Origin of the sequence: Streptomyces sp. GB4-14, from assembly GCF_022696125.1 — a bacterium.
Classification (GTDB): Bacteria; Actinomycetota; Actinomycetes; order Streptomycetales; family Streptomycetaceae; genus Streptomyces; species Streptomyces werraensis.
Map to the genome: position 1 here is coordinate 2,893,031 of NZ_RZHO01000002.1, position 12,905 is coordinate 2,905,935.

At 63.6% G+C, this 12,905-nt stretch carries 10 protein-coding genes and 2 pseudogenes; 2 read left to right on the top strand and 10 right to left on the bottom strand.

The features are described 5' to 3' along the window. Window positions 1-76: 76 nt before the first annotated feature. From ELQ39_RS14325 to ELQ39_RS14355, 7 genes and pseudogenes are all read right to left on the bottom strand, one after another. On the bottom strand, window positions 77-901 hold the full coding sequence (locus tag ELQ39_RS14325) for a protein phosphatase 2C domain-containing protein (RefSeq protein ID WP_242592116.1): 825 nt from the start codon (window positions 899-901) through the stop codon (window positions 77-79). Then, window positions 898-1,749, bottom strand: coding sequence for a sigma factor-like helix-turn-helix DNA-binding protein (locus tag ELQ39_RS14330; RefSeq protein WP_242592117.1), 852 nt, complete (start codon window positions 1,747-1,749; stop codon window positions 898-900). Before ELQ39_RS14330 ends, ELQ39_RS14325 begins: the two co-directional genes overlap by 4 nt. Before the next feature lie 175 nt (window positions 1,750-1,924). Next, a complete protein-coding gene (locus ELQ39_RS14335) occupies window positions 1,925-2,314 on the bottom strand; it encodes an ATP-binding protein (RefSeq protein ID WP_242592118.1) in 390 nt (129 codons plus the stop codon). A 97-nt stretch (window positions 2,315-2,411) separates the two neighbouring features. Then, entirely contained in the window at window positions 2,412-3,260 is an 849-nt protein-coding gene (locus ELQ39_RS14340; RefSeq protein WP_242595609.1) for a helix-turn-helix domain-containing protein, read from the bottom strand. Between the two features lie 426 nt (window positions 3,261-3,686). Then, entirely contained in the window at window positions 3,687-5,831 is a 2,145-nt protein-coding gene (locus ELQ39_RS14345) for a P-loop ATPase, Sll1717 family (protein WP_443334341.1), read from the bottom strand. A 1,844-nt stretch (window positions 5,832-7,675) separates the two neighbouring features. Beyond that, window positions 7,676-8,149 (bottom strand): tyrosine-type recombinase/integrase, encoded by a 474-nt coding sequence (locus ELQ39_RS32695; protein ID WP_443334342.1) that lies wholly within the window; start codon window positions 8,147-8,149, stop codon window positions 7,676-7,678. Continuing rightward, window positions 8,049-8,687 (bottom strand): annotated as a pseudogene (locus ELQ39_RS14355) (integrase); the annotation flags it as partial. The gene ELQ39_RS32695 and the pseudogene ELQ39_RS14355, both read right to left, overlap by 101 nt. A gap of 55 nt (window positions 8,688-8,742) precedes the next feature. Here ELQ39_RS14355 and ELQ39_RS14360 point away from each other — a divergent pair. Both ELQ39_RS14360 and ELQ39_RS14365 read left to right on the top strand, forming a co-directional pair. Then, on the top strand, window positions 8,743-8,919 hold the full coding sequence (locus ELQ39_RS14360) for a hypothetical protein (RefSeq protein WP_242592121.1): 177 nt from the start codon (window positions 8,743-8,745) through the stop codon (window positions 8,917-8,919). Then, window positions 8,903-9,698 (top strand): annotated as a pseudogene (locus ELQ39_RS14365) (transposase). Before ELQ39_RS14360 ends, ELQ39_RS14365 begins: the two are co-directional and overlap by 17 nt. 53 nt (window positions 9,699-9,751) lie before the next feature. On the opposite strand, the gene ELQ39_RS14370 reads toward ELQ39_RS14365, so the two are convergent. The 3 genes from ELQ39_RS14370 to ELQ39_RS14380 form a co-directional block, all read right to left on the bottom strand. Further along, window positions 9,752-11,092 (bottom strand): hypothetical protein, encoded by a 1,341-nt coding sequence (locus ELQ39_RS14370; protein WP_242592122.1) that lies wholly within the window; start codon window positions 11,090-11,092, stop codon window positions 9,752-9,754. A gap of 535 nt (window positions 11,093-11,627) precedes the next feature. Continuing rightward, complete coding sequence (locus ELQ39_RS14375; protein ID WP_242592123.1) at window positions 11,628-11,990, bottom strand: hypothetical protein; 363 nt, start codon at window positions 11,988-11,990, stop codon at window positions 11,628-11,630. A 435-nt stretch (window positions 11,991-12,425) separates the two neighbouring features. Further along, window positions 12,426-12,797 carry a hypothetical protein gene (locus ELQ39_RS14380; protein WP_242592124.1) on the bottom strand — a complete coding sequence of 124 codons (372 nt, stop codon included), beginning with the start codon at window positions 12,795-12,797 and terminating at the stop codon, window positions 12,426-12,428. Between the last annotated feature and the right edge of the window lie 108 nt (window positions 12,798-12,905).

Genomic DNA, 12,905 nt, shown 5'->3' on the forward strand with positions numbered 1-12,905 from the left:
TGCCAGGGTCGCGACCAGCGAGGCGCAGGTGTGGCGGGTGTCGTGCACGCGTTCAATTCCAGGGGCGACCGTGTGGCTACGACGCGAGCACCCAGTGAAGAACCGTCGCGTCGTCCCTTGCCTTACCACGAGGCCATCGCTGGCCGTCGGGATCGCCGTTCTCCGCTTCCCGTACACGGTGGATGAGTTCGCCTGGGTCGGCGGACCCCAGCACGTCCAGCACGTCCGTCCAGTTGGCAAGGCCGAACCGGTCGACGAGGCGTGTCGCGCCGTCGCTCAGCAGGGTCACGGACGCCAGCGTCTCCAGCGGCACCGTTCCGGTGAGGGCGTGCTCGGCTGCCCGTGGTTCGGGGCCGGCGATCCAGAAGCCGCCCGGCCGGTTGCGGAGTCCCGTCAGGTCGTCGCGGTACTGCGCCAGGGCGGTAGCGTGCTCGGGCGTGCCGGTGGGCAGTCGGTCGACCGACGCACGGAGTTGCTTGCCGACCTGGTCCAGGCGGTCGTCGGTGACAGTGGTCGTCTTCCCGTCCTGACCGGCGAGGAGGAGGGTCGAGTCGCCGAGGACGAGGTATTCCAGCGCTCCCCCGCCGACGCGGACGGCGACGACCGTGCTGGTCGGGCTGGCCCGGTAGGTCAGATCGCACGTGTCCTCGTGCAGGGACCGGACGCCGCGGATCGCGTCGGCGAGACAGTCGGCGAGCGGCCGGGCGGAATCTTGCGCGATGTTGCCCAGCAGCAGTCCGCCCAGGGTCGAGGAGAACCACGCGATGCCGTGGACGCAGCCGGTCTCGGCCCCGGCGACCCCGGCACCGTCGAGGAGGACGGCCGCACCGGGAGCGGCAGCCGCGAAGTCCTCGTTGTGCTGGTTAGGTTCGGCGGGCAGCGAGCCGAGGGCGACGTTCACGCCGTCGCCTCCTCGTCGTGCAGGTAGAGGGGGCAGAGGAGTTCGGCGGATTGCGGCTCTTCGGTCTCGGGGTCGTACTCAACACTCACCAGCGTGGAGAAGTGCCGCTCCCCCACCTGTCCCCACAGCGTGCTGAGGTCCGAGGTGAGCATGTGGACGACGCCGAGGGAGCCTGCCGTGTGGATGCCGGCGATGGCCAGCACCGAGCCGTTGCCGTCCGGGCGAGGCAGTCGGCCCAGGTATCCGACGTCATGCGGGCGGCTCGGTTCAAGGTCCGCGCCTCCGTGGTACGCCGTGCCGGTGCGCCGGTCCACGAGCGCCCAGGGCTCGCCCTCCGGGTGCTCCCAGGCGAGTACCGGGTCCTGGGCGTACAGGTCGCGCATGGCCTGGGACATGCCCGGACCGCAGACAACGACCAGGCCGTCACGGTTGAGGTCGACCTCGCCGCTCACCTGCACGTGACCGGAGCTGACGTCGAGCCCGTACGACTTCGCCAGTTCCTCCAGCCGCTTGCCGGAGTTCATGTCGGCCATGGCGACGACCGGACGCTTCTTCGCATCGTCCCACCGCAGCGGCGTCACCACCGTGACGGCACCCGTCCCGAAGAAGACCCCCTCAGGCGCCGGGCCGGTGTGCCGGATCTGATGGATACGCCCGCGGCTCAGGCCGGCCTTCTCGGCGATCTGCGCGTAGGACATTCCTTGCGCGTGGAGGTCCTGAACCACGCGGCGGCGGAGCCGGGCGAGTTCGGTCACCTCCTGCTGCGCAGCGGCCAGCCTAGTGGTGACCTCACGCAGAAGCAGGTACGGATTATCGATCGCCATGATCCGCTGCAACTCGTCCGACATGACCACACCTCCCAGAAGTACCCAGGAGTCTAGGGCCCTAGACGGAATGGGAGGGAGGCGCCGTCCCGTACGACTTTCAACGACGAAGAAGCGCGACCGCCGCCGAGGCACACCCCGAGGAGTCACCCGTCACCGCCGGCACGGTTACGGCCACCCATCAGCGAGCGGCTCCCGGTCACGCGCCCTCCCAAGCCAGCTCCGCCCAGACAGAACGCCCGTCGGGCCAGTTCTTCACACCCCAGTCCTTCGCACAGGACGCGATCAGCAGCAGCCCGCGCCCGCCCTCTTCCTGGCTGGTCACATCGCACAGGTGTGGTACCCGTTCGCCGCCCTGGTCGACCACCTCGATACGGACGAAGCCGTCACCGAAGCCGACGACCACGAGGAACCAACCGCCTTCCGCACCGCTCAGCGAATGACGTACGGCGTTGGTGGCCAGTTCGCTGACAACCAGGGTGGCGTCATCGACCGGCCCCTTCTCGGCGACTAAGGCAGCGACGAAGTGACGGGCCTGGACTACTTGCTCGGCCAGACCAGGGAAGGCGCGGCACCACTTGGTACGCATGGCAAGCTCCTTGTCTGCGTCTAGGGGACTAGACAGCGCGACGGCAGGCTATGCCCACGGGAAGCCAGCACGCTAGGCATGTTGAGGAATTATTCCTCTAAGGGGTGACTGTGTCTCCCAGCTCGCGGAACTCCTTCATCACACGCAACAACAGCTCGCGCGCCTCGCCACCAAAGACGGATGCCTCTTGGAAGCGGTGGAAGGCCTCCTCGTACGCAGCCACCTCGGCGGAGTCGACCGACACCCGTTCACCGGTGAACGCCTCAACCACGACGGCCTGCTGGTCGCACAGTGTGAAGCCGTGACGAGGCAGAAGCGGCACCGGGCGGCGCCACGGGATGACGCCCAGTCGCACGGTGCTCAGGCTCTCGACGGCGAGCAGCCGGTCGAGCTGGGCGAGCATCAGCGCCGGCGTGCCCGGCCAGGTCCGCAGCACGGCTTCCGTCAGCACGAACACCGACTCGCGCCCCGGCTCATACAACACACTCTGCCGCTCCACACGCGCAGCGACAGCCCGACCGACCGCCTCAGGGGTCAAGTCCGGCGCGCTCTCGAAGACGTGACGGGCGTACTCCGCGCTCTGGACCAGGGCAGGCAGAACGACGCACTGGAAGGACCAAACCGACCGAGCACCGCGAACCGCATCATCAACGACGAGCCCAGCGGGCAGCCCCGCCGATTCCGAGTCGGTGGCGATCGCAGACTCGACGGCGACGAGGAGGTCACGGACTTCACCGGCCGCCGACTCATCGAGATTGAGCGCCCGGCACAGCCGGTCCAGGACATCGACGCTGGGGACCATGCGCCCGGTTTCCACCTTGGAGACCGTCGGCTGACCAACGCCAGCCCGCTGAGCCAGAACAGCACCCGTCAGACCAGCCTCCACACGCAGAGCCCGAAGACGTGCCCCAAGCACCCGCATCCGCTCACGCCGTTCACTCCCCATACCCAGGGTTCTACACCACGAGCCGATAGCGACCGGGTTCAAGAGCAGCATCAACAGCCGCCAGGATGAGCGTGATTCAAAGTCTCTCTACTAGTTCAAGGCCCGCGCACGGCGCGGGCGCGCGCCGCCTCTGCGGCGCGGCCTGCCTCCTGTCTGCGCCCCGGCTGGCCGCGCCCGGCGGCGCGCTCGACGGCTGCGGGCATAACGTGGAAGAGATCCTCTGTGGCTCGGGCGGTCGGCTCCGCGGCTTTAAGCAGCCACTTTGGGGCGAGCCTCTAAGATCATGGCCCCAACGTCGTGCTTTAACAGGCAGGTACACAGACTGCCCGACTCACCATCAGCTTGCGGGGTCATGATCACTCGCCCCAAAGCAGCTCCAGCCCAAAGCCGCTCCACCGACCTTCTCTACGAAGTGCGGGCCGATCGTCACGAGATTTTACGTAGTACAGAGTCGTATCGCTCTTGGATATGATCCTCTTTGACCTTCCCATTCTTCGCCTGCCGCAGAAAAATGAACAGGTCCCTTTCGGTAAGCGGAAGCACAAACCCCCTTTTGTCATTGGCAATGCGTCGAATGTGCTGATAATGCGACGACTTCACGTCGCCGCGAAAAACCAACACCACGAAGCGCCCACCAACGTCGTTCATGTAGTAACTCGCCTGATGGAAGTCATCAGCTGACAGATCTGCGTAATTCTTGCATTCCCAGATCACCTGAATTGCATCGTAGCGAACTCTGATTGACTCCCAAAAACCAGCCTGGGCCCGGTTCGCCGCTACCCAGTCACGGATCACTCGGCCTTCAACGTCCCTGGATTTATCCTCTACATTCTCCAAGGCACGGAAGAAGCAAAGCTTTATAACGTCCCCGACTACCTCTTCGAAGTCCGTTGCTCCAGCATGGCCCATGGGCAGGTCTGCCAACGTGGACATCACCAGATCAATGTGCTCTGCGTACTCAGTAGGATCCAATCCACCGGGAAGATCCTGAATAATTCCAATTTTGCCAAACTCTTTTTGCTCCGGAAGATGCCTAACCAGGGCATCTTGGAGGTCGAGGGCATCCCAATAACACTTATGGATCACCACGTCGGTGGTGTCGGTGACAGGCGGCGGACTTGTGTCTTGCGGGCCCAAAGCTCTGAACTTTGGAGGCTTCCCCTCGATCCGCAGTCCTACGAAACCGATGTCGTACAGCAGGCGAATAAAAAGCTCCGGGGAGGAATTCTCGTAAAGCCATGAACCACACAGGCGAACGACCTCTTGATCATTGTGCAACTTCCTAATAAAAGACTCGATCCCTCCAAAGGTGAACACTCGCCCAAGTCCATAGAATCTCGACAGAACTACCGCAATTTGCGGGTAGTTCTCGGAATACTCGTCCCCCAAATCCTTGAATCGGTTGTCGGAGAAACGCCGCCGAGCCTGCTGCACATCCTCGATATGGACTCGCTCGTGGCCTGTGTTCTGGGCAGACTCGACGGCATTGCTTGCATAGATCAACACATCACGAGGACGCTTCTGGCAGTACTCCATAACATTCTTCCAAGCGTCCTCAGGGCTCTCTACAAATGCCCGCCACGTAGATCCGTCAAGGGCATACTTTGCCGTCAGAGGCCGATTGAGCCGTCGCTCCACAAGCTCAAGCAACTGTCGCTCTGTCCATTCCATACCGACAACCGCAGTCTCGAAGCGAGACGACTCCATATCCCTCGCGCGCACCCGCTCAAAAATATTCTCTCGCAGAAAGAGGACAGTCCTGACCCAGGGGATTTGGGTAGTGGTCTCAAGGCACGCGTGCATGAAGGCCGTCAGATATACAAGGCCTTCATCAGTCCCTTCCCAATAGTCATCGATACTGTCAATCAGAAGCGTGTAAACTCCGCTCCCTCCACTTTCCATTGTCTTCATAGCGTCAGCCAGCTCACGATGAGCTTTATTCTCCTGTAGCCAGCGCTCGTCATCCCCATCAATAAGGGCTCGACTGATGCTTGAGATGAAGCGAAGACACCTTAGATCAAAGTCGGTGGAGCCGAAAGAATCTAGTTCTGACTCCACTACTCGCGGCAAATCGTGATGGGCGGGGTGCGAGGCACTCCAAATATTGAGAAGCTCGATCTGCAGAGCGCGGCGGAATGCGGAAACAAGCGACCTAAAAGGTCGCTGCTTCACGTTTTCAAATAGATCGACCTCATGCAACGTGGAGGACGGGCTGAAAATTTCTGGCACAATGACGCGCGCCGACTCACTGTTCTGAGCACAGTACTTCCTAATAGCTGTCTTCCCAGTTCCTCGCCTGCCGACAAAGAAGACCTTTCCGCTCTGCGGATCTTGGGCTGCGGCCAACGCAGGAGTGTGAACGTAAATCGTTGGGTCATCCAGACTATCGTCATATTCGGCGAACGACTGTCCAAGATTGATTCGCCTTATCGCGTTCTTTGGAAGCTTGCTCCCCTCACCTGGAGGAGCATTTGTTAGCGGAGAAACCGCTGACTCACTTCTTGACTGACGGACAATAGCGTCCGACGGAGACTTCACTGCAGTGCGATCCCGCCGCTTCCGGCGAACCATTTAGGACCCCCAATTACTGCCCCCACAGATAGCAGCCAATCGTAAGCCAGACGCCTGATCCCTGTAAGGTCAAGAGCAAAACTACCCTTCAGTAACTCGAGTGTGCCTGAGACTGTCGCCCTACCACCGATGTGGACCGACCATCAGCTGGGGTGCGCGCCTGATCAGCTGTGGGCCCCCTTGGGTCGTTCGAGGTCACCCGACACTGGCCAGGAACGGCAGAAGCCCAAGACGTCTGACAGGCTTAGGAGGCCGTCCGCAACGAAGCGTCCGACGGCGGTGACGGCCACGCCAGCGGGCGACAACAACACTTGGCGGTCCGGTACGGGCTGGCGTAGGCGGATTGGGTCGGACTATCAAGGCTTGCCGGCATCTTCTAAGCACTTGGTCAACGACCGCAAGGCCGTAAACGACCGAGGCTCACGTGCCAGATCGTGTGCAGGGAGCCACAGGGAACGGCGGGGACCAGGCCGCCGGTCAGGCCAGGCTCCCTCGCCACTTCACCGCAGAAACAATTACCGCCAAAAACCTGAACTTCCCAGGCTGAGGGCTCAGGTAGCGTCATCACGTGTCGGACGCCGCGGCTTGCTCTGGTCGACGGCACTGGCAGCGCGGCGGAGGCCGGCGGGGGTGCAGCGAGACATACGCGCGCCTGGTCGGTCGACGCACCCGCCGTCGTGGCTGACTGTCGTCGGCTGAGGTTCGTGCCACAACCGTGCCAGATGCAGGGGTCAGCCACGGTCAGCACCGGCGCCCCGCGGTCGAGTAGCCGCCCGCTTCCTCGACCGACGAAGCCGCAGCTCAGCCCGCAGATCACCCGGCCTCTCTCCTAAAGCGGGCGTCGCAGGTTCGAATCTGCCGGGGCACACAGGTCAGAGGGGCACCTCCGGATTCTCGGAGCTACCCCTCTCGCTATCGAGTGCCCGAGCACCCGCCAACCTGTCTACTTGCCTCCTGCACGGATTCCAAGCGAGCACTCAGCCTCATAGCCGCACTGTTCCCGTGTAGCTTGGGTTGTGTCTCAACTTGTAGTTCAACTTCGAGTCCAACTTGACCTTGCGAACCACGCGATGAGTCACCTGAGGTCGGCTCCGTGGCGTGGCCCAGCCTGGGCGCAACCAGGCTGGGCCAGCACCCACGGAGCAGTAGGTGAGCCTGGCCGTTCATCACACGGCCAGGCTCACCGCCCTACTTGCTCCGCGAGAGCAACGACCGCCACCAGAAGGCTGAGCGTTGACAAAATCACTTGCCAACGGTCGGAGTCAGGCCACTTCCTCCCGGCCTTCTTGAACAATCGAACCCTCATTGCTACCCCTCTCTTCTCAGGGCACCCCGACACCGGGGAGCTTCGGCCAACCTGGCTGTCGGCCGAGACGACATGGAGGAAGAGGAGTAACGCGTAGAGCGTAGCGTGCCAACTCGCCGCCACGTGGGGACTCTTGTGCGCTCTGGCCCCGCCAATAATTATCGGCCGTACTTATGCGCATACTTATTGCGGAACCTCTTCTTGTTCTGGAGTCATTTTTGACCTCCGGCCTCCAGAGAGGCCGCTAGGCGACCGCTCAGCGATTGAGCGCGCTCAGACAAGTCGTCGAGCTCGTCACCATGCTGCTCACGACATCACGATCCCTGTGACGGATGTCACATTTAGTGCCCGTAATTGTCGCGCAGCGCAGGCGCATCAGATGGGACGGGGCCAGGGGAAGGGGTCCAGTGCACGAGGAGCAGCGACGGTGAGTGTCTAACTGCGTGACAACGCCGACGAACGATGGCGGACGAGCACGGACGTCTACGGAACATCAGTGCAGGTGACAGCCAAGCCGACCCGAGGCAGCACCCCCGTCTCAGTTGCTTCGGGACGAAGAGGTCGTGGGTTCAAATCCCGCCACCCCGACGCTGGTCAAAGGCCACTTACGGACTTCCGTAAGTGGCCTTTGACGTGCGTACAGCAGCATGCTCGTCGGCGGAGTCCAGCAACCGCTATGACTCTGGACGGCCGTCCGTGTCCGCCCGCTCCTGCTGCTCCTTCTGAGAGCCGCCGCCCAGTGCCTCACCGAGCTCGCGGAGGGCACGTGTGTGTACTCCATGGTGACCGCGATCTCTGAGTGCCTCAGGATCTGCATCGCGATGCGCGGGTGTACGTCCAGGGCCGCGAGGAGCGAGGCGCAGGTGTGGCGGGTGTCGTGCACGCGTTCAATTCCAGGGGCGACCGTGTGGCTACGACGGAAGCACCCAGTGAAGAACCGTCGCGTCGTCCCTTGCCTTACCGCGAGGCCATCGCTGGCCGTCGGGATCGCCGTTCTCCGCTTCCCGCACACGGCGGATGAATTCGCCCGGGCCGGCGGACCCGAGCACGTCCAGCACGTCCGTCCAGTCGGCGAGGCCGAACCGGTCGACGAGGCGTGTCGCGCCGTCGCTCAGCAGGGTCACGGACGCCAGCGACTCCAGCGGCACCGCTCCGGTGAGGGCGTGCTCGGCTGCCCGCGGTTCGGGGCCGGCGATCCAGAAGCCGCCCGGCCGGTTACGGAGTCCCGTCAGGTCGTCGCGGTACTGGGCCAGGGCGGCAGCGTGCTCGGGCGTGCCGGTGGGCAGTCGATCGACCGACGCACGGAGTCGCTTGCCGACCTGATCCAGACGGTCGTCAGTGACAGCGGTCGTCTTCCCGTCCTGCCCGGCGAGGAGGAGGGTCGAGTCACCGAGGACGAGGTACTCCAGCGCTCCCCCACCGACGCGGACCGCGACGACCGTGCTGGTCGGGCTGGCCCGGTAGGTCAGATCGCACGTGTCCTCGTGCAGGGACCGGACGCCGCGGAGCACGTCGGCCAGACAGTCGGCGAGCGGCCGGGCCGGATCTCCCGCGATGTTGCCCAGCATTCCCAAAGCAGAGACACACCTGCCAGGAACTGCGTTCGTGGTGGCGGTGATACCCGACGAGGACCCGAGTCTGGAGCCGACCGTCCACATCCACAGCCACGACGAGCACGTCATCCCCTACGAGATCATGCGCTGGTTCATGGAGCAGGTGGCCAAGCAGGTTGAACGCTGCCGCCTCGCGTTCGAGCAGGGAGCACCTGAAGCAGAGGAATGATCGCGCCGTCACTGGTGTGATCACGGCGTCGGAGCCTTCCTGGATAGCCCCGTTCAGCGGACTGAGCCCGCGGCAGTTCGGCAAGCTGATCACCGCTTACGAAGCGAGGGCGTAGACCCCGTCCGCAAGGGACGGCCGGGGAGCCTGCCGCTGGAGGACCGGGTCCTGCTGGTCGCCGCGTACTGGCGGACGAACCTGACATTGCGGGCAGCTCGCTCCGCTCTTCGACATCTCAAAGTCGGCAGCGGAGCGCATCATCGATCACCTCAGGCCCTCGCTGGCTCTGCAACAGCGAAAGCGGTTCCGCAAGGACACCGTGCTGCTCGTGGACGGCACCCTGGTGCCAACCCGCGATCACACCATCGCCGAGCAGTCGAAGAACTACCGTTACTCGACCAACCACCAGGTCGTCATCGACGCCGACGCCCGGCTCGTCCTCGCCGTCGGCCGGCCACTGCCCGGCAACCGCAACGATTGCAAAGCATGGGAGCCGTCCGGCACGAAGGACGCCGTCGGCAAGACCACGGTCATCGCGGACGGCGGCTACCGCGGCACCGGCCTGCTCATCCCGCACCGCCGTGAACGCGGCCAGACCGAACTACCAGCTTGGAAAGAGGAACACAACGCCTCCCACCGCAAGGTCCGAGCCCGCGTCGAGCACACCTTCGCTCGCATGAAGACCTGGAAGATCCTCCGCGGCTGCCGCCTCAAAGGCGACGGCGTCCACTACGCCATGCTCGGCATCGCCCGCCTGCACAACCCTCACCCTTACCGGGTGACGGAGAAGCCAGCAGGTCATCCTGCACCTCAGAGATCATTTACAGGACAACGCTTAGGGCAAGGCTGTGGCCCAACGTTCCATGGCCTTCTCTGCCAGGTAGCGGAGCAGTCTGAGATCCGCAGCCAGGTCTCGTGCTTCCCGGCTGTGCAGGCCCAGGAGAGGAGCGCCCTTAACACCACCTCCCTCCTTCATGTGCACAATGCGGTTTCGGATCCCGTATACCCGTGAAGAGACGGCCTTGCGGTAGTCACTGCTGAGCAGCGGGGCACCGGAGCCGTCGTGCTCGAGCGTCTCAACATGCTGAATAATGTGGGGGTTACTCAGCGTCGTAAACAGATCCCGATCTCGCAAGAGTCCGACGACGTCTGCTTGCGTCACCGCCAGGTTGATCACGGCGTCGAGTTGGTTCAGCTCGATCCTCAGGCTGCCGTCCTTCGGAGGGCGAATATACGGAGATTGCGCCTGATTCTGTCCGGCAACTCCCTGTTGGGTGACCTCCCAGTCGACGGCTTTTGGCATGTAGAACTCGAGTACCTGGTAGTACTTCAGGTACCGCTCGACAGGGTGACGCCCCGCAGCATTGCCGGCGCCATAAAGCTCGGCAGGCTCTGCGTCGTATTGCCGCTGAGGGAAACGAATCTTCTTCGAGTAAGAAGGTCCCCTTCGGCTCCCGAGTCTATATCCGGTGTCCCAAAGGCGCAGCGATGCTCCTTGAGCCTTGGCGAGGCCGAACAGGTACGAGGTGCCGTACGCGACCAGCGCCTTCTGTGCCTCAGCTGCGTTCGAGACCGAAACCCCCGAGAGTTCCACACTCGGTGAGAGCCCTCCTCCGTGGCGCGTGTTGTACAGCAAGGACAGCTCAGGTGGGACAGAGACCAGCCGCAACGAGCGGCCTGAGCCGTCTGCCGCCTCACTCACGCAGAACGCCCCCGTCGAGGCGAGCATGGCGGCCAGGTCAGCGCCCAGAGGGCCCTCCAGGTCGGCGGCTCGCTTCTGCCGTGGGAGTAGGCTACGCACCAAAGCACTATGAAACTGGTCGAAGTCGCCGACGAGCCGAGCTGTGATCACTCTTTCCTTTGGGTACCAGATAGCGTGACGCTCAGGCAGCGGGATTCCTGAGCTGACGATGCGCTCGAAGAGGTGAAGCTGCGCTGTCGACTTCAAATGCGCACGCAGACCATCGGCCTCGGGGAAGACGACACGTGCATCTGTGCGCCACCGCCGGCCGTCCCACTCCTGCTTGCCGTCCCACTCGACACGTACGTCGGTGCGTTTGCTCGCGAGGTTCAGAAGGCGTTCGACAGCCTCCCGGTAAGTGATCTGAGGCGACGCGAACCGATCATCTTCGCAGTCCTCCCAGAGGTCTTCGTCGTACTCCGAGATGTCTTCCACGCAGGCTTCTCCGTCCAGAGCATGGTCAGCTGAGTCACTCTGCCAGAACGGCGCATTGCAGTGAAGTGATTATCCATACTCGACCCAAAATAGGCTCGTATATACGTAGGAGGGAGCTAGCGCGAAGGGTTCTCCTCTCCTGAGTCTGCACCGCCAGGAAGCACGAGACGTGGCCGCCGACCGTAAGTGGGTTCACTACCTGGCCAGGAAGGCCAGGTGCCACACCCTGCCCCGGGCAACTCAGGTCGTCATACGGCTGTTGTGTGGCGCCCGCTCGCGGAAGCTGGAAGCTTGTTCGCCGACGCCGCTGGGTGACAGGGCTACTGCTGCAGTACAGCGGCGAGGTACAGCAACCGCAGTGACCGAGCATGTCCGCCAGCCCCCGAGACGACCTCACGGCGACGTCTACGGCTGACATCAACGGCGCCGGACGGAGGCGTACACCAGCGACTCTGCCCGGCCGTCCCACCAGTCGCCGACCGCAGCCGAAGCGGGTCGGGATCGAACTCCTTAAAGCGGATGTCGAGGTCCAACGTCATTCCTCGCGGTGCTGAGCGAATACCTGCTGCTGCTCGTCTTGCCAGGTCCAGTTCGCCGGCCGGGAGAAGGGCAAGCTCCGGGCAAGACCGGAGAACTGGTCGGACGGCTCCCGGCTGGCCTTGTTCACCACGATCGCCGAGAGCATCGGTGCTCGTCCGTCTTCGTTGCGGTGGAGGCAGACATCCTTGAGCAGGTAGGTCATGACTCCGCGGTGAGGCGGGATGGAGTCGAAGCCCTGTACCGCCAACTCGGTGCTCAGCTCCCCGTACGTGATGGTCCGTCCCTGCCGGGCCCGCTTCCGCAGGATCTCCACGGCCGCTTCGATCGCTGCCGGGTACTCGGGGTCCTTGATCCTCATTGCCCCTCCCCCATCGCGTGAACATTGCCCCGCCTGCGCATCGTAGCGGCCGGGCACCGGGCTCGTACTGCTGCTAGCGGTACAGCAGCGAAGTACAGCAACCACCGCACTCGAAGGCGGCTTTCATCGGCCGTCGACAACTTCACGATCTGCGCCCTGGACTGCCATAGCCACCCAGCCGAGAGATCGGGACGAAGAGGTCGTGGGTTCAAATCCCGCCACCCCGACGCTGGTCAGAGGCCACTTACGGAATTCCGTAAGTGGCCTCTGTCGTGCGTACAGCAGCGTGCTCGTCGGCGGAGTACAGCAACCGCTATGACTCCGGACGGCCGTCCCTGTCCGCGCACCGTCTTCCGGCCCGCCCCCGCCCCGCAGGGCCCCAGCACTCGTTCCGGTCCGAACGCCGAGCGAAGCGACCCCTCGACCTGATCAGGGTCATCCGGTGCCGGTATCGGCCTTGTGCAGCATCCGGGTCATCAGCAGGGCGCCTCCGGTCGCTGCCCCTACCGCTCCCGCGGCCAGGAAACCGTGAGAGGAACGCCAGGACAGCACCGACCACCGCGACTGTGCGGAGAACAGTGATCCTGTACTCAGCCACGACCCGGTCGAGATCAGCGACAGGGCGGAACCGATCGAGCCGACCGACAGGGCGCTTCCGATCGAACCCACTGACAAGGCCGAACCGACGGACCCCACCGACAGCACGGATCCCACTGAACCGATCGACAACACGGAGTCCTGTGACCACAAGGACAGCACTGAACCGGAGGAGGCACGTCGGGTTGACCGTACGGACAGTTTTGTCATGGGGCCATCCTGCCCTCTGGTCGCTGTGTCCTGGGGAGTTGTGGGCGGATGACGCGGATCTCGGGTGACCGCGTTCCGGCATCCGGCTCGCTGCGTGGCGGGCGCGCC